24 protein-coding genes and 1 tRNA gene are annotated in these 23,058 nt (G+C 72.5%); 13 read left to right on the forward strand and 12 right to left on the reverse strand.

The window, feature by feature from the left end:
• Nucleotides 1–34: 34 nt before the first annotated feature.
• A complete protein-coding gene (gene cdgB, locus OG247_RS19795) occupies nucleotides 35–1,756 on the reverse strand; it encodes a diguanylate cyclase CdgB (RefSeq protein WP_327253509.1) in 1,722 nt (573 codons plus the stop codon).
• 317 nt (nucleotides 1,757–2,073) lie between these two features.
• Between cdgB and OG247_RS19800 the strand changes: the two genes are divergently transcribed.
• On the forward strand, nucleotides 2,074–2,679 hold the full coding sequence (locus OG247_RS19800; RefSeq protein WP_442813349.1) for a flavin reductase family protein: 606 nt from the start codon (nucleotides 2,074–2,076) through the stop codon (nucleotides 2,677–2,679).
• Between the two features lie 18 nt (nucleotides 2,680–2,697).
• Here the strand turns inward: OG247_RS19800 and arfB are convergent, their stop codons facing one another.
• On the reverse strand, nucleotides 2,698–3,123 hold the full coding sequence (gene arfB / locus OG247_RS19805) for an alternative ribosome rescue aminoacyl-tRNA hydrolase ArfB (protein ID WP_243339524.1): 426 nt from the start codon (nucleotides 3,121–3,123) through the stop codon (nucleotides 2,698–2,700).
• 228 nt (nucleotides 3,124–3,351) lie between these two features.
• Here arfB and OG247_RS19810 point away from each other — a divergent pair, with 228 nt between their 5' ends.
• Entirely contained in the window at nucleotides 3,352–3,927 is a 576-nt protein-coding gene (locus OG247_RS19810) for a TerD family protein (RefSeq protein ID WP_327253510.1), read from the forward strand.
• A gap of 85 nt (nucleotides 3,928–4,012) precedes the next feature.
• Entirely contained in the window at nucleotides 4,013–4,546 is a 534-nt protein-coding gene (locus OG247_RS19815; protein ID WP_327253511.1) for a GNAT family N-acetyltransferase, read from the forward strand.
• Nucleotides 4,547–4,552: 6 nt separating this feature from the next.
• Here the strand turns inward: OG247_RS19815 and OG247_RS19820 are convergent, their stop codons facing one another.
• Nucleotides 4,553–6,028 carry a M1 family metallopeptidase gene (locus OG247_RS19820; protein WP_327253512.1) on the reverse strand — a complete coding sequence of 492 codons (1,476 nt, stop codon included), beginning with the start codon at nucleotides 6,026–6,028 and terminating at the stop codon, nucleotides 4,553–4,555.
• Between the two features lie 42 nt (nucleotides 6,029–6,070).
• A complete protein-coding gene (locus OG247_RS19825) occupies nucleotides 6,071–6,628 on the reverse strand; it encodes a GlcG/HbpS family heme-binding protein (protein WP_327253513.1) in 558 nt (185 codons plus the stop codon).
• A 501-nt stretch (nucleotides 6,629–7,129) separates the two neighbouring features.
• Here OG247_RS19825 and OG247_RS19830 point away from each other — a divergent pair.
• From OG247_RS19830 to OG247_RS19840, 3 genes are all read left to right on the forward strand, one after another.
• Nucleotides 7,130–8,260 carry a sensor histidine kinase gene (locus tag OG247_RS19830; protein ID WP_327257552.1) on the forward strand — a complete coding sequence of 377 codons (1,131 nt, stop codon included), beginning with the start codon at nucleotides 7,130–7,132 and terminating at the stop codon, nucleotides 8,258–8,260.
• The gene (locus OG247_RS19835; protein WP_327253514.1) at nucleotides 8,257–8,910 is read left to right on the forward strand and encodes a response regulator transcription factor; all 654 of its coding nucleotides are present in this window, start codon (nucleotides 8,257–8,259) and stop codon (nucleotides 8,908–8,910) included. Before OG247_RS19830 ends, OG247_RS19835 begins: the two co-directional genes overlap by 4 nt.
• Nucleotides 8,911–9,088: 178 nt before the next feature.
• Nucleotides 9,089–9,733, forward strand: coding sequence for a nuclear transport factor 2 family protein (locus OG247_RS19840; protein WP_327253515.1), 645 nt, complete (start codon nucleotides 9,089–9,091; stop codon nucleotides 9,731–9,733).
• Between the two features lie 43 nt (nucleotides 9,734–9,776).
• Here OG247_RS19840 and OG247_RS19845 read toward each other — a convergent pair whose 3' ends face one another.
• Together OG247_RS19845 and OG247_RS19850 are read right to left on the reverse strand one after the other, a co-directional pair.
• On the reverse strand, nucleotides 9,777–10,409 hold the full coding sequence (locus OG247_RS19845; protein ID WP_327253516.1) for a response regulator transcription factor: 633 nt from the start codon (nucleotides 10,407–10,409) through the stop codon (nucleotides 9,777–9,779).
• Nucleotides 10,406–11,086 (reverse strand): sensor histidine kinase, encoded by a 681-nt coding sequence (locus OG247_RS19850; RefSeq protein WP_327253517.1) that lies wholly within the window; start codon nucleotides 11,084–11,086, stop codon nucleotides 10,406–10,408. The genes OG247_RS19845 and OG247_RS19850 overlap by 4 nt, the downstream gene beginning before the upstream one ends.
• A gap of 181 nt (nucleotides 11,087–11,267) precedes the next feature.
• Between OG247_RS19850 and OG247_RS19855 the strand changes: the two genes are divergently transcribed.
• Nucleotides 11,268–11,771: a hypothetical protein gene (locus OG247_RS19855; RefSeq protein ID WP_327253518.1), complete on the forward strand. Its 504-nt coding sequence runs from the start codon at nucleotides 11,268–11,270 to the stop codon at nucleotides 11,769–11,771.
• Nucleotides 11,772–12,075: 304 nt separating this feature from the next.
• Nucleotides 12,076–12,996 carry a hypothetical protein gene (locus OG247_RS19860; protein WP_327253519.1) on the forward strand — a complete coding sequence of 307 codons (921 nt, stop codon included), beginning with the start codon at nucleotides 12,076–12,078 and terminating at the stop codon, nucleotides 12,994–12,996.
• Here OG247_RS19860 and OG247_RS19865 read toward each other — a convergent pair.
• Nucleotides 12,926–13,606 (reverse strand): pentapeptide repeat-containing protein, encoded by a 681-nt coding sequence (locus tag OG247_RS19865; protein ID WP_327253520.1) that lies wholly within the window; start codon nucleotides 13,604–13,606, stop codon nucleotides 12,926–12,928. The genes OG247_RS19860 and OG247_RS19865 overlap by 71 nt on opposite strands.
• A 124-nt stretch (nucleotides 13,607–13,730) precedes the next feature.
• Here OG247_RS19865 and OG247_RS19870 point away from each other — a divergent pair, with 124 nt between their 5' ends.
• Nucleotides 13,731–14,723: a zinc-binding dehydrogenase gene (locus tag OG247_RS19870; RefSeq protein WP_327257553.1), complete on the forward strand. Its 993-nt coding sequence runs from the start codon at nucleotides 13,731–13,733 to the stop codon at nucleotides 14,721–14,723.
• A 24-nt stretch (nucleotides 14,724–14,747) separates the two neighbouring features.
• Here the strand turns inward: OG247_RS19870 and OG247_RS19875 are convergent, their stop codons facing one another.
• From OG247_RS19875 to OG247_RS19885, 3 genes are read right to left on the reverse strand one after another with little or no spacing between them, the layout of a single operon-like run.
• Entirely contained in the window at nucleotides 14,748–15,221 is a 474-nt protein-coding gene (locus OG247_RS19875) for a GNAT family N-acetyltransferase (protein ID WP_327253521.1), read from the reverse strand.
• Between the two features lie 9 nt (nucleotides 15,222–15,230).
• Nucleotides 15,231–16,244, reverse strand: a complete 1,014-nt coding sequence (locus OG247_RS19880) for an aminoglycoside phosphotransferase family protein (protein ID WP_327253522.1) — start codon at nucleotides 16,242–16,244, stop codon at nucleotides 15,231–15,233.
• A 34-nt stretch (nucleotides 16,245–16,278) separates the two neighbouring features.
• The gene (locus OG247_RS19885; RefSeq protein WP_327253523.1) at nucleotides 16,279–17,004 is read right to left on the reverse strand and encodes a DsbA family protein; all 726 of its coding nucleotides are present in this window, start codon (nucleotides 17,002–17,004) and stop codon (nucleotides 16,279–16,281) included.
• 159 nt (nucleotides 17,005–17,163) lie between these two features.
• Here OG247_RS19885 and OG247_RS19890 point away from each other — a divergent pair, with 159 nt between their 5' ends.
• The gene (locus tag OG247_RS19890; protein WP_327253524.1) at nucleotides 17,164–18,546 is read left to right on the forward strand and encodes an NAD(P)/FAD-dependent oxidoreductase; all 1,383 of its coding nucleotides are present in this window, start codon (nucleotides 17,164–17,166) and stop codon (nucleotides 18,544–18,546) included.
• An 88-nt stretch (nucleotides 18,547–18,634) separates the two neighbouring features.
• On the opposite strand, the gene OG247_RS19895 is transcribed toward OG247_RS19890, so the two are convergent.
• Nucleotides 18,635–18,707, reverse strand: a tRNA-Thr gene (locus OG247_RS19895).
• A 159-nt stretch (nucleotides 18,708–18,866) separates the two neighbouring features.
• Here OG247_RS19895 and OG247_RS19900 point away from each other — a divergent pair.
• Nucleotides 18,867–20,240 (forward strand): RNA-guided endonuclease InsQ/TnpB family protein, encoded by a 1,374-nt coding sequence (locus OG247_RS19900; protein WP_327253525.1) that lies wholly within the window; start codon nucleotides 18,867–18,869, stop codon nucleotides 20,238–20,240.
• Between the two features lie 231 nt (nucleotides 20,241–20,471).
• Here the strand turns inward: OG247_RS19900 and OG247_RS19905 are convergent, their stop codons facing one another.
• A complete protein-coding gene (locus tag OG247_RS19905; protein ID WP_327253526.1) occupies nucleotides 20,472–21,143 on the reverse strand; it encodes a hypothetical protein in 672 nt (223 codons plus the stop codon).
• 188 nt (nucleotides 21,144–21,331) lie between these two features.
• Between OG247_RS19905 and OG247_RS19910 the strand changes: the two genes are divergently transcribed.
• Nucleotides 21,332–22,420, forward strand: coding sequence for an ABC transporter ATP-binding protein (locus OG247_RS19910; RefSeq protein WP_327253527.1), 1,089 nt, complete (start codon nucleotides 21,332–21,334; stop codon nucleotides 22,418–22,420).
• 193 nt (nucleotides 22,421–22,613) lie between these two features.
• Nucleotides 22,614–23,027 carry a hypothetical protein gene (locus OG247_RS19915; RefSeq protein ID WP_266878811.1) on the forward strand — a complete coding sequence of 138 codons (414 nt, stop codon included), beginning with the start codon at nucleotides 22,614–22,616 and terminating at the stop codon, nucleotides 23,025–23,027.
• Nucleotides 23,028–23,058 lie beyond the last annotated feature (31 nt).

Here is a 23,058-nt window from a genome sequence, read left to right on the forward strand (position 1 = left end):
CCCGAACAGGTGCGCCCACGGGCGGCCCGAGAGTTTACCCGGCCCTGCGGTGTGCCTTCGAACGAGAGCGCTTCTCGATGTACATGCGCTGGTCGGCGGAGCGCAGCACCTCGTCCGCCGACATGCCGCAGCTCGCCCAGCCGATCCCGAAACTGGCTCCCACGCGGACCGCGCGGCCGTCCACCCGGATCGGCGGGATGATCGCGTTGCGCAGCCGTACGGCGAGGTCGGCGGCGTCGGCGGCGCCCAGCCCGTCGGCGAGGACGACGAACTCGTCACCACCCAGCCGGGCCACCGTGTCCCCGTCCCGGACGCCGGTCGTCAGCCGCCGGGCCACCTCGATCAGGACCGCGTCGCCGGTGTGGTGCCCGAACCGGTCGTTGATCGACTTGAACCCGTCGAGGTCGCAGAAGAGCACCGCGAGCCCCTTCGTACCGTCGTCGATGTCGGTCGCCGGCGCGACCGTGTGCACGTGATGGTCGTACGGGCCCACCGCGGCCGAACCGTTGGGGCCGCCCATGCCGCCCATGCCCCCGGGGAACTCGAAGGGCTCGGGAAAACCGTCGGGCCGGAAACCGTGCTCGCCGTGCCCGCCGTGCCCGCCGGGTGTCCCCTCCACCGCGGGGCGGGTCTCGAAGGCGGCGTCCAGCGCCTCCACGGCGGTGGCGCGCACCGACTGCGGGCGGCGACAGAGCCGGGCCCCGAGCCGGGAGCGCAGCTCGGCGCTGTTGGGCAGGCCGGTCAGCGAGTCGTGGCTGGCCCGGTGGGCGAGCTGGAGCTCGTGCCGCTTGCGTTCCTCGATGTCCTCGACGTGCGTGAGCAGGAAGCGCGGCCCGTCGGCGGCGTCCGCGACGACGGAGTTGCGCAGCGAGACCCAGACGTACGTACCGTCGCGCCGGCCGAGTCTGAGCTCGGCGCGGCCGCCCTCGGCGGAGGTCCGCAGCAATGTGCCGATGTCCTCGGGGTGCACGAGGTCGGAGAAGGAGTACCGGCGCAGCACGGAGGCGGGCCGGCCCAGCAGCCGGCACAGCGCGTCGTTGGTGCGCAGCAGGCGGCCGTGCTGGTCGCCGCCCATCTCTGCGATGGCCATGCCGCTCGGCGCGTACTCGAAGGCCTGGCGGAACGACTCCTCGCTGGCGCGCAGGGCCTGCTGTTCGCGCTCCAGCCGGACCAGGGCCCGCTGCATGTTCGCCCGGAGCCGGGCGTTGCTGATCGCAATCGCGGCCTGGAAGGCATACATCTGGAGCGCTTCGCGGCCCCAGGCGCCGGGCCGGCGGCCGTTGCGCGGGCGGTCCACGGAGACCACGCCGAGCAGTTCGCCGCCGGAGGCGTACATGGGTGCGTACAGCCGGTCCTCGGGGTGCCACTCGTCCTCGAACCGAGGGTCGGGGCCATCGGTGTGCCACTGGGGGACGTCGTCCTCGACGAGGACCCAGCCCTCGGTGTGCGGGATGAAGCGCAGTCCGTCCCAGTTCTCGCCCATCGTCAGGCGGCGTTCCCAGGAGGCGCGCGAGCCGACGCGGCCGGTGATCAGGGCTTCTGCGGCGGCGTCTCCCGCGAAGGCGGCGACGACCAGATCACCGTCGGGGCGAACGAGGTTGACGCAGGCGAGTTCATAGCCGAGGCCGACGACGATGCCGTCCACGACGGTCTGCAGGGTGTCCGCCAGGCTCCGGGCCGTATTGAGCTCGGCCACCACCCGGTGCAGCTGCCGCAGGGTCGCAAGACGGACGTACGGCTCCGACTCGGTCTCCATTGCTCGCTCTCCCCGAGACCTCGACAGCAACTCCAGGTTTGTCATCGGCGCTTCGTTGCGGTGTCCCGTCCACTGAATCACAGTGAGCTGTGCGGCAGGTACACAGGGTCAACAAATCTTGCTCTCTGTGACTCAAGTCACATGAGATGAATAAGGGTGACCGCCGCGCCGCACCACTCGGGTCCGTTCCGGCCGGTTCGTCCGACCCGTTTTCGGGCGCAAACGCCGCGCCCGGGTCCGGGGCGGACCGGGCCGGCGCGGGGCCGCCCGGCCCGGCGTAGGCCGATGGGCGGGGGCGCGCCTCGGACCTCCGCCCGATGCGCCGCGCGAGGGGTGACAGTAGCGTCCCGACCGTGCCCCCAACGACCCCCGTGACACCACTTTCCGCACCCGCACCCCATGCTGAGGGAGTGAGCAACGACGAGTTCCGGGCCGCGATGTCCCGACTGGCGGCGGGCGTCTGCCTGATCACCGCACAGGAACCCCCACTGGCGGCCGGCGGCCCGCGCGGCGAGGACGTCGGCATGACGGCGACCGCCTTCATGTCCGTGTCCCTGGAGCCGCCCCTGGTCCTCGTCAGCGTGCGCGAGGGGTCCCGGATGGACGACCTGCTGGCCGAGCAGCCCCTGTGGTCGGTGTCGGTGCTCGCCGACCACCAGCTCCAGATCGCGAGCCGGTTCTCGATGAAGAACCGCATCAGCGACCGTCTGCTCTTCGCGGACCTGCCCTACACGCGCGGCGGCGTCTCCGGCGCCCCGCTGCTGTCGGGGGCACTGGCCACCCTGGAGTGCCGTACGGAGAACCGCGTCGAGGCGGGCGACCACACCCTGGTCATCGGCCACGTCCTCACCGCCACCCAGCCGGCGCCGGACTCCCCGCCGCTGACGTACTTCCGGGGGCGCTACCGGCACCTGGCGCCCTGAGCGCGGGGCGGCCTCCGGCTACCAGTCCCGCGCGTTGCGGCCCCGCTTGGTCTCGCCGCGGGCCTTCTTCTCGCGCAGCCGCCGCTCGTTGATGCCGCGGGGGATCTTCGTCGCCCGCCGCGCCTTCGGCGGCGGCGCCGTGGCCTCGGCCAGCAGCGCGGTCAGCCGGACCAGCGCCATCTCCCGGTTGCGGAACTGCGAGCGGTGCTCGGAGGCCCGTACGGTCACCACCCCGTCGACCAGCCGGGACGCGAGGCGCTCCAGCGCCCGCTCCTTCCACACGTCGGGCAGCGACTTGGTCGCCGCGACGTCGAAGAGCAGCTCCACGCGCGAGTCCGAGGTGTTCACGTGCTGGCCGCCCGGCCCCGAGGACCGCGAAAAACGCCAGGCGAGCTCGCCCTCGGGGAGCACGACCGAACCGCGGATGACATAGGGACCAGGCATGCCCCCTATGATCCGTGCCCGCCGGGGCTCCGTCACCCGCATTTCCCGGCGGATCGCGGACGACCACTCCCGGACGATCACTCGCCGACGACCACTCGCGGACAATTCCCGCAACGCGGAACCTGGCGCCCCTCTCCCCGCGTTATGAAGAGCAGCGGTAACTTGGGCACTCTCACGGTCGATACGGCAAGTGAGACCAAGTGAGACTAGGAAGGGACACCAGTCACCATGGCAGTAAGCCTCTCCAAGGGCGGAAACGTCTCGCTCAGCAAGGAGGCCCCGGGCCTCGCGGCCGTCACCGTCGGCCTCGGCTGGGACACCCGCACGACCACCGGTGTCGACTTCGACCTGGACGCCTCCGCCATCGCGGTCAACGCGCTCGGCAAGGTCGTCTCCGACGGCCACTTCGTCTTCTTCAACAACAAGTCCACCCCGGACCAGACCATCGTGCACACCGGTGACAACCGCACCGGCGAGGGCGCGGGCGACGACGAGGCCATCAACGTCAACCTCGCGGGCCTGCCCGCCGACGTCGACAAGATCGTCTTCCCGGTCTCCATCTACGACGCCGAGACCCGCAGCCAGAACTTCGGCCAGGTCCGCAACGCCTACATCCGCGTGGTGAACCAGGCCGGCGGCGCCGAGATCGCCCGCTACGACCTCTCCGAGGACGCCGCGACCGAGACCGCCATGGTCTTCGGCGAGCTCTACCGCAACGGCGCCGAGTGGAAGTTCCGCGCCGTGGGCCAGGGTTACGCCTCCGGCCTGACCGGCATCGCCCAGGACTTCGGCGTCAACGTCTGATCCTGAGCGCCCGCGTCCACGGACGCGTCTCAGCCGAAGCCCCCTCCCGGCCGTCCGGGGAGGGGGCTTCGCTACCGTTCGGCAGGTGATCCTCCTGCCGCTCGCTCCCCTCGAGGACGGCGCCCTGCCGGGCCCGGTCCTCACCGAAATCGCCACGCTCTACGCGACGAACCACGCGTTCTTCGAACTCAGTGGTGATTTCCCCGACCCCGGCCGCATCACGGTCGAGCAGGTCGCCGCCGCCCTCGCCGACGAGCTCGCCCACAAGGGCGCCGAGGTCCTCCTCGCCCGCTCCGCCGGACGCCTCGTAGGCCTGGCCGCCACCCTCTCCCACGCCGGTCACTCTTCCTCCGGGGATCCGGCGTCCGAGGACCCCGACCCGTGGATCGGCCTGCTGCTCATCGACGCCACCGCGCACCGCGAGGGCTACGGCCGCGCCGTGGTCGCCCTGGTCGAGGACCGCTTCCGCGCCGCCGGACGGTCGGGCGTACGGCTCGCCGTGCTCGACGGCAACGAGAAGGCCCTCGCCTTCTGGCGGTCCCAGGGCTACGACTTCCTGCGCCGGGGCGCCGACCGCGAGGCGGGCCGCCCCTGCGTGGTCCTGCGCAAGGCCCTGTAGCCGGGGCTACGGCGCCTTCGGGGCCTCGGGCGTATGCGGCGCCTTCGGGGCCTCGGGGGCCTTGGGGGCCTTGGGGCGGTCCTTCCCGTACAGCCACACGTCCCAGACCTCCGTCAGGTCACGGCCGGTCTTCTCCTGCGCGTAGGCGGTGAAATCGGCCGTGCTCGCGTTCCCGTGCCGGTGCGCGGCGGCCCAGCCGCGCACCAGGGCGAAGAACTTCTCGTCGCCGGCCTCCTGCCGGATCCGCTGCAGGACCATCGCCCCGCGCCCGTACACCGGCGACCCGGAGATCTCCTTCGGGTTGCGCGGGGCGGCCGGCGGGAAGGCCCCCCAGTCCGAGCCCGCCTCCCCGTCGACGCGGGTGTCCCCGGCGAGGTAGGCGTCGAAGCGCTGCTGCGCGGTCGGCCCGCCGTGGTCCTCGGACCACAGCCACTGGGCGTAGGTGGCGAAGCCCTCGTTGAGCCACATGTCCTTCCAGGACTTCGGCGACACCGAGTCCCCGAACCACTGGTGCGCCAGCTCGTGCAGCACCAGCTCCTGGCTGCCGGGCGCCCCCGAGAAGACCGGCCGGGTCTGCGTCTCCAGGGCGTAGCCGAGGGTGTGCTCCGGCAGCACGATCGCGCCCGTCGCGGAGAAGGGGTACGGGCCGAACCGGCCGATGCCCCACTCCACCATCTCGGGCAGCCGCGCGAGCGCGGCCTCGCTCTCCGCCGCCTCGCCGGGCGCCACCGCCGTGTAGACGGGGATCCCGGACGCGGTCCGCCCGGTCGTCACCTCGAACTTCCCGACGGCCAGGGTCGCCAGGTAGCTCGCCATCGGCTCCGCGGAGTGCCAGGCGAACACGGTCCGCCCGTCGTCCTCCTCCGTACGGGAACGCAGCTCGCCGTTGGACACGGCCTCGTACCCCCGGGGGACGGTCACCGTGATGTCGTACGTGGCCTTGTCGCTCGGGTGGTGGTTCCCCGGAAACCAGGCCATCGACCCGACGGGTTCGCCGACCGCGACCGCGCCCTCGCCGCCCGGGGTGACGATCCACCCCTCCTCCGACCCGTCGGGGTCCGTCACCGTCCTGGGCCGGCCGGAGTAGTCGACCTCCGTACGGAAGACCTCGCCGCGCTCCAGGTCCTCGGCGGGGCGCACCGTCAGTTCGTTGCCGGTGCGGTTGAAGCGGGCCCCGGCGCCCTGCACGCTCACGCCCTCCACCTCGAGTCCGCTCAGATCGAGGTTGAAGGAGCTGAGTCCCTGCTCGGCACGGGCGGTGATGACGGCGGTGGCGTGCAGCCGCCCGTCGGCCGGGTCGTAGTCGAGGTCCAGGGAGTAGTGCTCGACCTGGTAACCGCCGTTTCCGGCCTTGGGGAAGAACGGGTCGCGCACCCCCGACGCACCCGGCCGCCCGTGCACGGTCTCCCCCGTGCAGCCCGTGAGGGCGAGCAGGGTGGCGACGGCAGGGGCGGCGAGGCGGAAGAGAAAGCGGTGATCCACGCGTCCGAGACTACGTCCCGTGGCGCTCCACCCCTCTCCTTGCTACTTGGCGAGGGCGTCCACGCCGGCCTTGGCGAACTTCTCGTCCAGGTCACCGCTCGGGGCGCCGGCCACACCGATGCCCGCGACCGGGGCGCCATCGGCCTGAACCGGGGTGCCGCCGCCGAGGAAGAGGGTGCCGGGGATGTCCTTCAGGTTCGGGGTCTGCGCGAGGCGGCCGGCGAGCACCGAGGTCGGGGCGTTCCAGGACACGGCGGTGAAGGCCTTGCGCTGCGCGGAGTCGTAGGACTGCGGGCCGGCGCCGTCGCCGCGCAGCGTGACGATGGTGTTGCCGTTGCGGTCCACCACGGCCACGGTCACCTTCTGGTTCTCCTGCTCGGCGGCGTGCAGCGCGGCCTGGGCGGCGCGGGTGGCGGCGTCGATGGTGAGGTGCGTGGAGGTGGTGAAGTTCTTCTTGTCGCCGTCCTTCTTCGCGACGGCGGCCGTGGCGGAGGCCGGAGCGGAGGCCGGAGCCGCGTTGGCGCTGACGGCGCCGAGGGCTCCGGCGCCGAGGACGACGGCGACGGCGGTACCGGTGAGAACGCGGGTGCGGGTGTTCATGTCTGCTGCTCCTGTGAACGTCGGCACGGCGGGCTGTCCTGCCGTTGCTCCAAGCCTCTCCCCGCCACCCCCTCCACCCCGTCCCCGTACCGGCTCCGAAGCCGACCCCCACCGGTTGACCCGGGGGTCAACCGATCGGCTGATGCGGCCTGCCCCGACCGGACGCTTACCTGGCCCTTCCACCCTGTCGGGCCCCTCCCCCGAGCCCCTTCCAGTCGTCCGGGGCTCAATCCAGCCGTCCGGCGTTTGAGGACCGGGGTCTGGGGCGGAGCCCCAGGAGCCTCGGGCGCAGCCCGGGCCGGACGGGTCAGGGCGGAGCCCTGGGAACGGTGGAAGGGTGGGTGGGGGACGGCCCCGCGCAGCGCCACCCAACCACCGCCCACACCAAACCGGCACCATGGACAAACCGCACCACCCCAGGAGCACCCCGTGACCACTGCGCCCCCGCCGAGCCCGGCGACCACCCCACCCCCAAAAGACACCCGCGCCCTCGCCACGGTCATGCACACCGCGTTCTTCCTCCTCCTGGGCGCCTCCGTGGCCCGCTTCCTCCTCCGCCACCCCGACGAACCCCGCACCCCGTGGATCATCGCCCTCGGCATCACCCTGGCCCTGCTCTACGTACTGGGCCCCGCCCTCGGCGCCGCCCCCACCCTGCGCCGCCTCCTCTGGCTCGGGCTGGTCGTCGCCGTCTGGGTGGTCCTCGTCGTCCTCGCGCCGAGCTTCGCCTGGTGCGCCGTACCGCTCTTCTACACGGCCCTGCGCACCCTCCCGCCCCGCGCGGCCATCGTCCTCGTGGCCCTGCTCACCGTGTTCGTCGTAGCGGCCCAGCTCCGCCTCGCCCAGGCCTCCGGCTCCGAGCCCTTCGACCCCAACCTGCTGCTCGCCCCGCCCGCCGTCGCCGCGCTCGCCACCGCCGTCTTCGTCCACATGGAGCGCCAGGCGACGGCCCAGCGGACCCTGATCGACGACCTGATCCGAACCCGCCGGGAACTCGCCGCCACCGAACGCCGCGCCGGCACCCTCGCCGAACGCCAGCGCCTCTCGATGGAGATCCACGACACCCTGGCCCAGCACCTGTCCAGCCAGCAGATGCTCCTCCAAGCCGCCGACCGCACCTGGGACACCGACCCGGGCACCGCCCGGGCGCACGTCCGTACCGCCACCGACATCACCGCCCGCGGCCTCGCCGAGGCCCGCCGCCTGGTCCACGACCTCGCGCCGCCCGAACTCGCCGACGGCGCCGGCCTCCCCGACGCCCTGCGCGCGCTGGACGCGGGCCCGGACATCGAGGTCCGCTTCCACCTGGAGGGCGCGCCGGTCCCCCTCCCCGACCGCGCGGAGCAAGCGCTGCTGCGCATCGCGCAGGGAGCGCTGGCGAACGTACGGGAGCACTCGGGGGCCCGTACCGCGGCCCTCACCCTGAGCTTCCTGGGCGACCAGGTCGTCCTGGACGTCGCCGACGACGGCCACGGCTTCACCCCGACCCGTTCCGCCGCCGGGGAACGCGGCCACGGCCTCCCCGCGATGCGCGCCCGCGTCCGCCAGCTCGGCGGCACCCTGACCATCGAATCCACCGCGGGCGAGGGCACGGTCCTGTCGGCGTCGATCCCCCTGGAGCCCACCCCATGACCCCGAACGAGAACCCGGCCGCCGAGAAGGCGACCACCATCCTCCTCTGCGACGACCACGTCGTGGTCCGCGCCGGCCTGCTGGCCCTGCTCGGCAGCGAGCCGGACATCGAGGTGCTCGGCGAGGCGGGCAGCGGCGAGGAGGCGGTCGCGCTGGCGGCCAAACTCCGCCCCGACGTGGTCCTGATGGACCTCCAGCTCGGCGAGGGCATCGACGGCGTGGAGGCCACCCGCCGCATCACCGCCGCCCCGAACCCCCCGCACGTCCTGGTCCTGACCACGTACGACACCGACGCGGACATCACCCGGGCCATCGGCGCGGGCGCCACGGGCTACCTCCTGAAGGCGGAACGCCCGGAGGAGCTGTTCGCCGCGATCCACTCCGCCGCCCAGGGCCGCACCACGCTCTCCGCCCCCGTGGCCAGCCGCGTGATGGCCCACATGCGCGGCACCCGGCCCACCCTGACCGACCGTGAGCTCGACATCCTCGGCCAGCTCGCCCGCGGGCTCGGCAACCGCGACATCGCCCGCGCCCTGTTCATCAGCGAGGCCACCGTCAAGACCCACCTGGGCCGCATCTACGACAAGCTCGGCGTCGACACCCGCGCGGGCGCGGTCTCGGTGGCCAAGGAGCAGCGCCTCCTTCCCTGAGGCCTTCTCTCTGAGGCCTTCTCTCTCCGAGGCGGGGGCCGTCGGCATCGTCCATCCGTACGAGATCGCGCTCGTACGCCGCGCCGATCCCCCGCGGGCGGCCACCCGACAGGCTCGTCAGTGCCCGGACCACCCGAGCCGGCCCGGGCGCCACCAGCCGTGTCGAGAGGAACCCGCCATGCCGACCACCGATTTCGTACCGGAACGCCGCCGCATGCTCACCATGCTGGGCACCGGCGCCGCCGTAGCCGGGCTCGGCGCACTCGCCTCCACGGCGCCCGCCACGGCCGCCTCCGCCTCCGCCTCCGCCTCCGCCTCCGCCTCCGAGGAGCTTTCGACCGCCTCCTACGGCCCCGGCCCGGCGGGTTGGGCGGAGGACGAGCTGGCGATCAACCGCCTGCTGGAGACCTACCTCTTCGCCGTGGACACCAAGGACAAGACGGTCTTCCGGACCCTCTTCACCGACGACGCCGTCCTCACCGTGATGGCCCACCCCGACGGCACCGCCGGCATCGTCAAGTCCGGCATCGAGGCGGTCGTCGCCAACCTCGACGGCGCGGCGGCCTGGGGCTACTCCACCCACGTCACGGCCAACGCCCTCGTCCGCGTCACCGGCCGCCACACCGCGACCGGCGACAGCCACGCCACCGCCCAGCTCGTGTACCCGGCCACCGCAACCGCCCCGGAGACCGTCGTCGTACGCGGCATCCGCTACCGCGACGAGTACGTGAAGTCCGCGGGCGTCTGGAAGATCCGCAAGCGCGTCTTCTCCCCGCTCTGGCAGTACAACGGCACGGCGGTCCCGATCAACTACCCGAACTGAATCGACCGACGCGACCGACGCGGCGGACGCGGCGCCCCCGGGTTCACTCCAGCCCGATGAGTCCCCGGTCGACGGCCGCGCGCACGGCCGCCGTACGGTTCTCCACCCCGAGCTTCTCGTAGACGTGCACGAGGTGGGTCTTGACCGTGGTCCCGCTGATGAAGAGCGCCGAGCCGATCTCCCGGTTGGAGCGGCCCGTCGCGATCAGCTCCAGGATCTCGGTCTCCCGGGCCGTCAGCGCCGCACTCGGCGCCCGGTACCGGCTCATCAGCCGCGAGACCACCGAGGGCGACAGCGCCGACTCCCCCGCCGCCACCGTCCGCAGCGCCTGGAACAGCAGGTCGGGCGGGGACCCCTTCAGCAGGTACCCCGCCACACCCGCCTCGACGGCCCGTACGACGTACGCGTCGGACTCGTAGCTGCTGAGCACGACCACCCGGGGCGGCGCGGGCAGCCGCCCGATCCGCCGCGCGGTCTCCACCCCACACATCCCCGGACCCATCCGGATGTCCATCAACACCAGCTCGGGCCGCAGCTCGCACACCATCCGCAGGGCGGCGCCCCCGTCGGCGGCCTCCCCGCACACCTCGAACTCGGGGCACCCGCCCAACAGCGCCCGCAGCCCCGCCCGCACGACGGGATGATCGTCCACCAGCAGGATCCGGACCGGCGTCATCCCGACCCCGGTCCCGGCACCGGCACGCAGACCGACACCACCGTCCCTCCCCCACCCGGGCTGCTCTCCACCGTGGCCGTACCCCCCAGGTACGCGATGCGGCGGCGCAGCAGCCGCAGCCCGTCCCCGCCGGGATGCCCGTCCCCGCCCTGATGCGCGTGCCCGGCAGCCGCGGCCGGGTCGAACCCGACGCCGTCGTCCCACACGTCCAGGGCGAGTACGTACGGCTGGTAGGTCAGGGTCACCACGACGACCGAGGCCCGCGCGTGCCGGCGTACGTTGGCCAGGGCCCCCTGGGCCGCCCGCAGCACCGCGCCCTCGACCCTGCCCGGCACCGGCCGGGGTTCGCCCTCCAGCCGGAAGCGCGCCCCGTCCTCCGCGGCGCACAGCTCGCGCAGCACATCGGCCAGGGCCCCCCGCTCCAGCTCCACCGGAGCCAGGTCACGGATGATCCGCCGGGCCTCGGCAAGGTTCTCGCGCGCCGCGGCGGCCGCCTGCCGGACCAGCAGCCGGGCCCGCCCCGGCTCCCGGGTCCACTCCCGGTCGGCCGCGTCGAGCAGCAGGTGCATGCTGGTCAGTCCCTGGGCCACGGTGTCGTGCAACTCGGCCGCGAGCCGGTCGCGCTCCCGCAGCACCCCGGCCACCACGGCCTCGCCCTGCCCCCCGGCTCCCCCCACGCCCGTCCCCTCTCGCCACGACCCCCCCGGACGCGCCGAGCTTAATCCGGCGAACCCGACACCCCCGGGGGGCATCAGGAACTCTGATCCCCGTACCCGCACCGCCCACGGGACGCCGTACGGGGCCCCCCGTCAGGACGCGCGGGAGACCCCCTGCCCCGCACGTGACACCATCGGATACGTGCTCGACATCGGCTACTCCCTCTCCCGGCGCTTCCCCGACCCCCCGCAGACCGACTACCGCTCGGCGGACGTCCACTCGCTGCGCCACGACCTGTTCTGCGGGGACGTCTACCTCGCCGACACCAACGCGGACCGGGAAGTGTCCACAGCCTGGGGATGGGTGCCCGTCCTGGACTTCGCCTGGGCGCTGTGCGACATCGTCGAGCAGCTCGACCAGGACCCGCGCGGCAGCCGCGCCGCCAACCGGCAGTACGCCGAGATCGACTTCACCGAGTCCTCGGACCGCATGCTCTTCGAGCGCCGCTTCGGGTGGGTCGACGTCGAGGCCGACTGGATGCCGTCGGAGGAAGCCCCCCTCACCTTCAGCCACCGCCTGCTGCGCCGCGAAGCCCGGGACTTCCTGCACGACGTGATCGCGGACCTCGTCGACATGCACGACGGCCTGGGCGACAACCCGGTCGTCTGGACCCTCCAGTCCCGCTTCCCCCGAGTCCCGGCCTGACCCACCGACCCTGACCCACCGGCCTGCCGGGCCGACGGGCCGGCAGGCCGACAGGCCGACAGGCCGACAGGCCGACGCCCTGCGGGGCCAACCAGGCTACCGGGCTGCCAGGCCACCTGACCACCGGGCCACCGGGAACGACCGGCCTCCGGCCCTCCGCGCCGCCGGGCCTGCGGGGCTGCGGGCCTGCGGGCCACCGGGAACGAGCGGCCTCTGGGCCTCTGGGCCTCCGGAATCAACCGGCCGGTAGGGTCGCACTCTTCGGGTCCGAACGGCCCGGAGTCCCCGTGAGGCACCGCCGACCATGACCGACCCCGAGCACGACCACACGCACGACCACACGCACGACCACACGCACGACCACGCGCACGACCCGGCGCCATCCGCCGCGGCCGCAGCCCGCGTACGACTCGACCGCGCACTGGCCCACCTGGCCGTCACCTTCCGCGGGATGACCGCCCGGGCCGACGAGGGCCAGTGCGACTGCCACTGGGGCACCGCGGAGGAGCTCGCCCTGCTGAAGCTCCCCGGCACGGACCTCGACCCCGACCTCCTCCACCGCACCTGGAGCGCCCCCGACTGGAGCGACCACGGCGCCGTGCTGCGCCGCGTCCTGCCCCAGTTCGCCCGCGAGCTGACCGACGGCCTCGGCGCCCACGCGTGGGCCATCGGCCAGGTCGGCACCCAGCTCTACCGGGGCGAATGGCAGCAGTGGCCCGCGCCGCAGAGCGCGGCCGTACGGGAGTTCCTGCACGCCTGGTGGGCCCACACCCTCCTCACCCCGGACCCCGCCGTCCCCGTGCACGAACTCCTCCCGCTGTGCGCCGAAGCCTCCGGCACCATCGGCCCCTGGCTGGCGGTCTGGGAGGACCTGCGCCACCCGGTCGCCGACCAGCACCTCGCCGACACTGTCGACGCATGGGAACGGGACCTCCTGTGTTACGCACTCCCCTGGTCGACGTGGTTCGTCTGGTCGGACGAGGAGACCGAAGCCGTACGGGCGGAACTGACCGACTGGCTCGCGGCCCGCGCGCCTGCGCGCCCACGGCGCCCCCGAAAAAATCCTCCACACCGTGCGGCTGCTCGGCCTCCACGACGGCGACCGCTGGGCCGACCCGCACTGGCCGTACCCGTGACCCGCCCGACGGAGCCCGCTACGGGACCACCCGCAGCCCCAGCTGCGCGGCCATCGCCGGCGCCAGGCCGAAGAGCTGCGCCGGACTGATCACCGCCCCCGCCAGCGCATCCACCCCCCGCGCGATCTCCAGCTCCGCGACCCCCCGCAGGTCCACGTCCGCCATCCGCGCCCCCGTGAAGTCCACCGCCCGCAGCTCGCAGTCCCGGAACTCCACCCGCTCCAGCACCGCGCCCGCGAAGTCCGGCTCCACCAGCACGCACCCCTCGAAGACCACGTCCTTGAGGCGCGCCGTGCGCAGGTTCAGGTAGTCGATCTTGCCCCCGCGTACGAGCACCCGCTCCAGCACCGCCCCGTGCAGCTGCACCCCGCCCAGCCGGGCGTCCAGCAGTTCCACGTCGCGCAGCGAAGCCTCCGACAGGTCCGTCCCCACCCCCCGGACGCCATCCAGCACCGAGTCCAGGATGCGCGCCTTGGCCAGGCCGGTCTCGTCCAGCACGCAGCGCCGTAGCGCGCAGTCCATGAACCGGGCCCCGCGCCCGTTCGCGCCCGCCAGGTCCACCTCGACGAGCTCCAGCCCGTCGTAGTCCCCGTCCGGCTCCAGCCCCGGCCCCGCGTCCTCCCACCCGCTCAGCTCCGGCAACCGCACCTCCGGCCGCCGCGCCGCCTTCACCGTCTGCTGCTGCCCGTTTCGCGCCATCCCCCCATCCTGACCGACCCCACTGACAAACCCTTGACCTCAACCCCACCTGAGGTCGGACCCTGTCCCCATGACCACCACCACGGCCACCACCCCGGCCCACACCCCAACCGCCCCCGGCGCCATGCGCGCCGTCCGCCTCCACGCCTTCGGCCCCGCCGAGAACCTCACCTACGAGTCCGTCCCCCGCCCCGTCCCCGGCCCCGGCCAGGTCCGCATCGCCGTGGCCGCCGCCGGCGTCCACCTCCTCGACACCGCCCTGCGCCGCGGCATCCAGGGCCCGCCCGCACCCCTGCCCGAGCTGCCGACCGTCCCGGGCCGCGAAGTCGCCGGCACCGTCGACGCGCTCGGCCCCGACACGGACACCGGATGGCTCGGGCAGACCGTCGTCGTCCACCTCGGATTCGCCCCCGGCGGCTACGCCGAGTACGCCGTCGCCGAAGCCGCCCGACTGCACGCCGTCCCGGACGGCCTCGACCCCGCCACCGCCGTCGCCATGATCGGCACGGGCCGCACCACCCTCGGCATCCTCCAGTTCACCGAGCTCGGCCCCGGCTCCGTCGTCCTGGTCCCCGCCGCCGCGGGCGGCATCGGCACCCTGCTGGTCCAGTACGCCAAGCACGCCGGAGCCACCGTCGTCGCCCTCGCCGGCGGCCCCGCCAAAACCGCCCGCGCCGCCGCCAACGGCGCCGACCTCGCCCTCGACTACACCACCCCCGACTGGGCCGACACCCTGCGCGCCCACCACCCCGACGGCGCCACCGTCCTCTTCGACTCCGTCGGCGGCACCGTCGCCCGCACCGCCCTCGGCCTGCTCCGCGACGGCGCCCTCCACCTCGTCTTCGGCTGGTCCGGCGGCCCCCTCGCCCTCACCGACACCGAGCAGGCCGGCCTGGACGCCCGCGGCATCACCACGCAGCACGTCCTCGGCCCCGCCATGCTCCGCCGCACCGGAGGCGAAGACCCCCTGCGCCTCCTCGAAACCCGCGCACTCGCCGAAGCCGCCACCGGCCGCCTGCGCCCCGCCCTCCAGCGCTACCCCCTCGCCGAAGCCGCCGCCGCCCACCACGACCTGGAAACCCGGGCCACCACCGGCAAGGTCGTCCTGGAACCCTGAGGATCCCGGCCCGGCCCGCCGGACCTACGCGCCCCCGAGCTCCGCCAGCGCCCCATCGGCCAGCCGGTACACCGACCACTCGTCCTGCGGCCGCGCACCCAAGGCCTCGTAGAAGGCGATCGTCGGCTCGTTCCACTTCAGGACCGACCACTCCAGCCGCTCGTACCCGCGCTCCCGACAGATCCGCGCCAACTCCCGCAGCAGCGCCTTCCCGTGGCCACCGCCGCGCACGCCCGGGCGGACGTACAAGTCCTCCAGGTAGATCCCGTGCACCCCGCGCCACGTCGAGAAGCTGAGGAACCACAACGAGAACCCGACCGCCTCGCCCTCCTCCGTCACCGCGAGGTGCGCGAACGCCGCCGGCCGCTCCCCGAAGAGCGCCTCCCGCAACTGCTCCTCGGTGGCGCGCGCCTCGTGCGGCACCTTCTCGTACTCCGCGAGCTCGCGGATCATGGCGTGGATGACGGGTACGTCGCTGACGACGGCGCTACGGATCATGCCCGCACCCTACGAGCCCGCGCGCCGGCCCCGCCCGTTCCCTCCGCCCCGCCCCGCCCCCAGCAACGACTCCGCGACCCTCAGCTGCACCGCCGCCGGCCGGTCCCCGTCCTCCACGTCCCACAGGCAGTTCTGCAGCACCCGCCCCAGCGTCCACGCCCGCGCCCGCTCCCGGTCCGCCCCCACCGCCTCCGCCAGCGACTCGAAGCGCCACCGCACCTCCCGCGCACGGAAGTCGTTGACCAGCGCCGGCAGCAACTCGAACCCCGGATCACCGGCGAGCGGCTTCGGATCGATCGCCAGCCACGGCTCGCGCCCGCCCGCCAGAACGTTGTCGTAGTGCAGGTCCCAGTGCAGCAGCCGGTCCCCCGGCTCCCCCGCCACGTCCGCCAGCGCCGCCGCGCAGTCCGCGACCAGCCCCCGCTCCCGGCCGTCCCCCAACTGCTCCAACGCCCCCGGCACCGCCTCCAGCATCGCCGCCGCCACGTCCCCGAGCCGCCGCAGCCCGGCCGGCGCCGGCACCGCCGTCAGCCGCGCCAGCAACCCGCCGACGAGCTCCACCGCCCGCCTGGAATCCCGTACGGCCACCGCCGACAGCGGCCGGCCCTCGTCGAGGCGCTCCAGCAGCAGCGTGCCGGTCTCCGCATCGTCCGCCAGCAGCCGTACGCAGCCCTCCCCGGCCCACGCCCGCAGCGCGAGCGCCTCCCCCGCGTTCTCCTCGTCCAGCGCCGGCAACTTCAGCGCCGCCGCCGTCCCGTCGGCCCGCACCACCGGCAGCACCAGGGCCGTCACCCCGTACATCCCGGGCCCGGTCACCCGCAGCTCCCACCGCTCCAGGAAAGCGGCCACCCGCCCGGGAAGCGCGTCGACGAACTCCCGCCCCGCCGCGCCGTTGTCCCGCACCTGCGCCCGCGCGAACCGCGCCGGAACCCCGCCGAACCCACCACCACCCGAGCCGCCCGAACCACCGGCGCCCGCACCCGCACCCGCGCCGCCCGCCCCACCGACCGTCGCACCGTCCATGACCCGACCCTAGGCCCAAGAACCCCTTCGCCCCCTAGGCCGTCGCCCCGATCCCGACACCCTCCAACGCCCGCGTGAACGCCCCCGCATCGAACAGCGACCCGTCCTTCGACCCGACCGGCTCCCCCTCCACCAGCACCAACGGCGTCGCCTGCGCACCCGTCGCCTCGAAGCCCTTCTCCGCCTCGGCGACCCACCCCTTGTACTTCTGCTCCTTCACCGCCGTGTCGAACTCCGCCCCGCGCAGCCCCGGCACCCGGTCCGCGATCCTCAGGAGCAGCTCGTCGGTGAACTTCCCCTTCGGCTGACTGGCGAAGACCGCCGCGTGGAACTCCGCGAACTTCCCGCAGTCCGCCGACGCGCGCAGCGCGTTGACCGCCTTGACCGAACCGCTCGCCCCACCCCGGTCCAGGAACGAGGCCAACAGGTACTCGATCTTCACCTGACCGGCCACCGCCAGCTTCAGCAGCGATTCACCGCCGGCCTCCTCGAACCGCGCGCAGTAACCGCACTTCGGATCCACCAGCACCTGCGCGGTACGCGGCGCGTCCGCCTTCCCCACGACGATCTTCGCCCCGTCCACCGCCGTGGGCAGCCCCGCGAGCTGTCCGGCGATCGGACTGGTCCGCACCGGAACCTCGGAGGCCGCCACGGCCTTCCCCTCACCCGTCCCGGAGCCGCATCCGACGACCGCCCCACCCAACAGGGCCACGGACGCGACCGCCGCGACCAGCCGCCCTGCCACCACAACCCGCGCCATACGAACCCGTACCTCTCACACAAAAACCTGACAAAATCCCCGCCCCACCCTAAGGAGGAATCCCCACCCCCACATCAGCCATTCGGCCACCCCTCAGCCCCCAAAACCCGACGTCACGCCCCTGGACACCCACCCAAAACGCCGTGTACCAACTCCCCCATGACGATCAACGGCGGAATTTCCTTCTGGTACGCGACGGACGAGACCGCCCCCGCACACCCACCCCGCGCCCCGCTCACCGGCAACACCACGGCCGACGTCGTCATCGTCGGCGGCGGCTACACCGGCCTGTGGACCGCGTACTACCTCAAGACCGCCGCCCCCGACCTGCGCGTCACCGTCCTGGAGCAGAAGTTCTGCGGCTACGGAGCCTCCGGCCGCAACGGCGGCTGGCTCTACAACGGCATCGCCGGCCGCGACCGCTACGCCGCCCTCCACGGCCACCAGGCCGCCCAGCGCCTCCAGCACGCCATGAACGAGACCGTCACCGAAGTCATCGACACCGCGGCCAAGGAAGGCATCGACGCCGACATCCACCGCGGCGGAGTCCTCGAAGTGGCCCGCACCCCCGCCCAGCTCTCCCGCCTCAGGGCCTTCCACACCGCCGAACTCGCCTTCGGCGAAACGGACCGCGAGCTCTACGACGCCACCGACACCCGCGCCCGCATCAACGTCGCGGACGCCGTGGGCTCCTCCTGGACCCCGCACGGAGCCCGCATCCACCCCCTGAAGCTGGTCAAGGGCCTGGCCGCCGCATGCGAACGCCTCGGCGTCGTCATCCACGAGTCCACCCCCGTCACGGAGATCGCCCCGCGCCGCGCCCTCACCCCGTACGGCACCGTCCGCGCCCCGTACGTCCTGCGCTGCACCGAGGGCTTCACCGCCGCCCTCAAGGGCCAGAAGCGCTCCTGGCTCCCGATGAACTCCTCGATGATCGCGACGGCCCCCCTCCCCCCGGAGACCTGGTCCCAACTCAACTGGTCCGACGCCTCCACCCTCGGCGACATGGCCCACGCCTACATGTACGCCCAGCGCACGGCCGACGACCGCATCGCCATCGGCGGCCGCGGCGTCCCCTACCGCTACGGCTCCCGCACCGACAACGACGGCCGCACCCAGCCCGCCACGATCACGGCCCTCACGAACCTCCTCGAATCCTTCTTCCCGGCCCTGACGGGAGTGGAGATCACCCACGCCTGGTCCGGCGTCCTCGGCGTCCCCCGCGACTGGTGCGCCACGGTCACCCTGGACGCGGCTTCGGGCCTCGGCTGGGCCGGCGGCTACGTGGGCTCCGGCGTGGCCACGGCGAACCTCGCGGCCCGCACCCTCCGCGACCTGGTCCTGGGCGACAAGACGGACCTGACGACCCTCCCCTGGGTCAACCACCGGGTCCGCCGCTGGGAACCGGAACCCTTCCGCTGGCTCGGCGTCCAGGCCCTCTACGCCGCCTACCGCGAGGCCGACCGCCGGGAATCCACCACCCACACCCCGACGACAACCCCGCTGGCCCGCCTGGCAGACCGCATCTCGGGCCGCCACTGACGGCACGCAAAAGGCCCCGGGCGACTGCCCGGGGCCTTCCGCTTTCGTTCGAATCCACCTGGCCAATAAGCCTCTGACCTGGGATTAGAGCCGCCTGTCGGAATCGAACCGACGACCTTCGCATTACAAGGGCGGCGCTCTACCAACTGAGCTAAGGCGGCACACGTGACACTGCACAGCGCACAGAATCGCCTTCACTCTACACAGCCGCCAGACCCCGCCGCGAAGAACTTTCCGGCGTCCGTAACCCCTCGCCCACCCGTTCGTTCTTGGTACTGGAGTACACGTCCGACTATCGGACCGTAGGGGTGGGAGGGTTCGTGGCCGAAGCCGCGGAACAGAAGAAGCGCGTCATAGGCGCCGAGGCCAAGCGCCTCAAGCGCGAGGTCCTGGGTGTCCCGGACCAGCGCAAGCACCAGCAGCGCGCGGCCAACCCCCTCACTCGCAGGGCGAAGGAACCGGGCACTCAACAGCGGGTGTACCGCTACCGCTTCTACCCCACCGACTCGCAGGCCGAGCAGCTGATCCAGACGTTCGGCGCCTGCCGTTGGGTCTACAACGAGGGGCTGGCACTCCGAGTGAAGGCATGGGAGGAGCACAGCGTCTCCCTCGGCTTCGCCGAGACCTCCCGCGCGCTGACCGGCTGGCGCCGGGCCCCCGAGACCCCGTGGCTCCAGGACGTGTCGTCGACCGTGCTCCAACAGTCGCTCCGCCACCTGGATTCCGCGTTCGCCCGCTTCTTCAAGGGCTCGACGAAGTACCCGAAGCCGAAGCGCAAGCACCGGACGCGAGACTCGGCGACTTACGTCCGCACCGGATTCCGCTGGCACGAGGACCCCGAACGGCCGGGCACGGGGCTCATCGCCTTGGCGAAGCAGACAGAGCCACTGGACGTGCGCTGGTCCCGCCCCCTGCCCGCCGGGGTCACCCCGGTGAAGCTGACGGTGACCCGCGACCGCGCCGGCCGCTTCTTCCTCTACGCCCTCGTGGAAGAGCGGATCGCACCTCTGCCCGCCGCGCTCGCCCCGGGTACGGATACCCCGAAGGCCGTCGGCATCGACCTCGGACTGGCAGCACTCGTCACCTTGGACGACGGCAGCACCGTGGACCACCCGAAGCTGTTGAAGAAGTACGAGAAGAAGCTCGCGCGGCTCCAACGTGAGCTGCACCGCAAGCAGAAGGGATCAGCCAACCGCGGCAAGGCCCGCGCGAAGATCGCCAGGCTGTACGCCTTGATCAGTGACGTCCGGAAGGACGGCCTCGACCAGCTCACCACCCGCCTCGTGCGCGAGAACCAAGTGCTCGTGGTGGAAGACCTGGCCGTCGCCAACCTCCTCCGCGTGAAGAGGCTGAGCAAGTCCATCGCCGACGCCTCCTGGGGCACGATCCTCGACATGCTCCGGTACAAGGCGGCCTGGTACGGGCGCACCCTGGTCGTCGTGGACCGGTTCTTCCCCTCGACCCGGCGTTGTTCCGCCTGCCATACCAAGGGCGAGCGGCTCGGCCTGTCCGTCCGGTCGTGGACATGTGCCGCGTGCGATGCCGCCCACGACCGTGACGGGAACGCCGCGGTGAACCTCCGCGACGAGGGGCTCCGGCTCTACGAGCTCGTGGCGACGGCCTTGCCCCCGGGCAAGGCCCCGCCCTCCCTCATCCGCGCATCGGAACTACCGGAGTACGTCATGACCGCATAGGCCGTGCACGAACAACAGGCCGACGGGCCGTCGGTCTTCAAGCCTGTGGAGTCCGTGTCAGACCGCCCGGTGCATCCCTCAGGGCTGTACCTGGCGGCAGCGGACGATGAAGCAGGAAGTGGCGCCCGCGAGGGCGACACCGGGGTCAAAAGTTCGGCGCTCTGCCCCCACAAGGTCAAAAGAGCGTTGCTCTGGCCTCACCAGGTCAAAAAGCCGGTGCTCTACCCGCCCTCACACCCCCGGATACCCCGCCCGTGCCACCCGCGGCCCCACCGCCGCCAGCGGGAGCCCCGGGTTCAGGGCGTCCACGACGGCCTGGGTGAGCGGGCGCAGCTCCCACAGGTGGCGGATGGCCTCCAACGGGAGGTCCGTCTCGTAGTAGTCCTCGGCGAAGTCGCGGTAGGCCTCCGGGGTGCCGGCCGCGAGGAGTTCGAAGAGGTAGTCCGCGCCGTCCGGGTCGGACTTGCCCTCCGGGAACTCCACCTTGCCCGCGCGCCACTGCGTGTCGCCGGTCTCGCGCCAGAAGACGGCGGTCGCGCGGAGTACGCCGTCTTCCCCCGTGCTGAACGCCGGCTCCTTCACCTGCGGCTGGAACACCTCCGGTATGCCGTCCACCAGGCCGGGCCACGGTTCCCCGTCCTCGTCACACCACGGGCTCATCCGCGACTCGTGGTCGAAGCCGCATCCGAAGACCCCGTCGGCCGTGAAGACGATCGCGTAGTCGTCGCCGGAGCCGTTGTCCATCAGTGCCGCTTCCTCGCCCGGGCCCCACTCCGGGTCGTAGGCGAAGTAGCCGTCGTCCTCCTCGCCGCTGATCACCAGTTCCAGCGCCGCCATCGCCCGGCAGCGGTCGCGCAGCGTCGCGATGTCGGGCAGCGCGCGGGTCACGTCGTAGATGGTCATGGCCGTGATCAAAGCAGCCGCCTCTGACACCTGGACCCGACGTGTGGAAACGTCCTGGAACTCACTCCCGTCCAGGTGCTGACAGGAGCGGCTCGGGCGGGTAGCGTCGGGCCGAGTCCAGTCCACTGGACTAGACCTTCCACTCGGATCGTCCGGCACGTTCCTGCCGGTAGAAGGGATTCATCACCATGGCTTCTGTCACTTTCGACAAGGCGACCCGTCTGTACCCCGGCGGCGACAAGCCCGCCGTCGACCAGCTGGAGCTGGAGATCGCGGACGGCGAGTTCCTCGTCCTGGTCGGCCCCTCCGGCTGCGGCAAGTCCACCTCGCTGCGCATGCTGGCCGGCCTGGAGGACGTCAACGGCGGTGCCATCCGCATCGGTGACCGCGACGTCACGCACCTGCCGCCCAAGGACCGGGACATCGCGATGGTGTTCCAGAACTACGCGCTGTACCCGCACATGTCCGTTGCCGACAACATGGGCTTCGCGCTCAAGATCGCCGGTGAGGACAAGGCCACCATCCGCAAGAAGGTGGAGGACGCGGCGAAGATGCTGGACCTGACCCAGTACCTCGACCGCAAGCCGAAGGCGCTCTCCGGCGGTCAGCGCCAGCGCGTCGCGATGGGCCGCGCGATCGTGCGCAAGCCGCAGGTGTTCCTCATGGACGAGCCGCTGTCGAACCTCGACGCCAAGCTCCGCGTGTCCACCCGTACCCAGATCGCGGCCCTCCAGCGCGACCTCGGCATCACCACGGTCTACGTCACCCACGACCAGGTCGAGGCCATGACGATGGGCGACCGCGTGGCCGTGCTGAAGGACGGTCTGCTCCAGCAGGTCGACACCCCGCGCAACATGTACGACCGCCCGGCGAACCTCTTCGTGGCCGGCTTCATCGGCTCGCCCGCGATGAACCTCGTCGAGGTCCCGATCACCGACGGCGGCGTGAAGTTCGGCGACAGCGTCGTCCCGGTGTCGCGCGAGGCCCTGTCGGCCGCCGCCGACGCGGGCGACCGCACGGTCACCGTCGGCGTGCGTCCGGAGCACTTCGACCTCGCCGAGACGGGCGGCCTGGAAATCATCGTGAACGTCGTCGAGGAGCTGGGCGCCGACGGGTACGTCTACGGCTCGACCGCGCACTCCGAGGGCTCGCAGGACATCGTGGTGCGCGTGAACGGCCGCCAGGTGCCCGAGAAGGGCTCCACGCTGCACGTGGTGCCGCGCGCGGACGAGATCCACGTCTTCTCGACCTCCTCGGGTGCCCGCCTCTCCGGCTGACCCGTACGCGCACAGCCGCCGAAGGGGCGTCCCGTCAAGGGGCGCCCCTTCGGCGCGAGTTCCGGCGCGAGGTGCGCAGATCGGGCCATTCGGCCCCAAGCGTCAACCCTTAATTCGAAAAGTCACGTCGAACCATCCCCCGACCGGGTGACTAAATGTCGCCATATCTTCACCGAGCGCTACTCTCGCCCTCGTGACCCACACTGCCCGCCGTATCGGCCGATCCCTCGCCCTGGTCCTGCCCGTCGTCCTGGTCCTGTCCGGGACCCTCGCGGTCACCATGGTCCCCTGGGCGGACAACACCCCCTCCCAGATCCTGACCGCGTCCGCCGAGGACGTCTCCGTCCCCGCGAAGCCGCGCGCCGCCCAGGACGTGCTGCGCGAAAAGCTGTTGAGCGAGATCCAGCAGGGCGAGCAGCCGGGTGACGTCCTCACCCACCTCCAGCAGGAGGTCGACCGGCGGCCGTCCCTCGCCGAGCACTGCGTGGGGATCGCGCGCGCCCTCGGGCGGGCCGCGGTGGACGCTTACGGGCCCACGAAGGCCCAGTCGTTCGCGCGGCCGGTGTGCGACACCGCGTACGCGTCCGGCGTCGCCTCCATGGGCTGACGGCCGCCGCCGCACGCCCTTCTTCCGCACT

Origin of the sequence: Streptomyces sp. NBC_01244, from assembly GCF_035987325.1 — a bacterium.
In the GTDB taxonomy this organism is placed as follows: domain Bacteria; phylum Actinomycetota; class Actinomycetes; order Streptomycetales; family Streptomycetaceae; genus Streptomyces.

Coding starts and splice junctions, on each gene's coding strand:
- cdgB (WP_327253509.1), bottom strand. CDS start 1,756: ATGGAGACCGAGTCGGAGCCGTACGTCCGTCTTGCGACCCTGCGGCAG.
- OG247_RS19800 (WP_442813349.1), top strand. CDS start 2,074: ATGCGCCGCGCGAGGGGTGACAGTAGCGTCCCGACCGTGCCCCCAACG.
- arfB (WP_243339524.1), bottom strand. CDS start 3,123: ATGCCTGGTCCCTATGTCATCCGCGGTTCGGTCGTGCTCCCCGAGGGC.
- OG247_RS19810 (WP_327253510.1), top strand. CDS start 3,352: ATGGCAGTAAGCCTCTCCAAGGGCGGAAACGTCTCGCTCAGCAAGGAG.
- OG247_RS19825 (WP_327253513.1), bottom strand. CDS start 6,628: ATGAACACCCGCACCCGCGTTCTCACCGGTACCGCCGTCGCCGTCGTC.
- OG247_RS19830 (WP_327257552.1), top strand. CDS start 7,130: ATGCACACCGCGTTCTTCCTCCTCCTGGGCGCCTCCGTGGCCCGCTTC.
- OG247_RS19835 (WP_327253514.1), top strand. CDS start 8,257: ATGACCCCGAACGAGAACCCGGCCGCCGAGAAGGCGACCACCATCCTC.
- OG247_RS19840 (WP_327253515.1), top strand. CDS start 9,089: ATGCCGACCACCGATTTCGTACCGGAACGCCGCCGCATGCTCACCATG.
- OG247_RS19845 (WP_327253516.1), bottom strand. CDS start 10,409: ATGACGCCGGTCCGGATCCTGCTGGTGGACGATCATCCCGTCGTGCGG.
- OG247_RS19860 (WP_327253519.1), top strand. CDS start 12,076: ATGACCGACCCCGAGCACGACCACACGCACGACCACACGCACGACCAC.
- OG247_RS19865 (WP_327253520.1), bottom strand. CDS start 13,606: ATGGCGCGAAACGGGCAGCAGCAGACGGTGAAGGCGGCGCGGCGGCCG.
- OG247_RS19870 (WP_327257553.1), top strand. CDS start 13,731: ATGCGCGCCGTCCGCCTCCACGCCTTCGGCCCCGCCGAGAACCTCACC.
- OG247_RS19875 (WP_327253521.1), bottom strand. CDS start 15,221: ATGATCCGTAGCGCCGTCGTCAGCGACGTACCCGTCATCCACGCCATG.
- OG247_RS19880 (WP_327253522.1), bottom strand. CDS start 16,244: ATGGACGGTGCGACGGTCGGTGGGGCGGGCGGCGCGGGTGCGGGTGCG.
- OG247_RS19885 (WP_327253523.1), bottom strand. CDS start 17,004: ATGGCGCGGGTTGTGGTGGCAGGGCGGCTGGTCGCGGCGGTCGCGTCC.
- OG247_RS19890 (WP_327253524.1), top strand. CDS start 17,164: ATGACGATCAACGGCGGAATTTCCTTCTGGTACGCGACGGACGAGACC.
- OG247_RS19905 (WP_327253526.1), bottom strand. CDS start 21,143: ATGACCATCTACGACGTGACCCGCGCGCTGCCCGACATCGCGACGCTG.
- OG247_RS19910 (WP_327253527.1), top strand. CDS start 21,332: ATGGCTTCTGTCACTTTCGACAAGGCGACCCGTCTGTACCCCGGCGGC.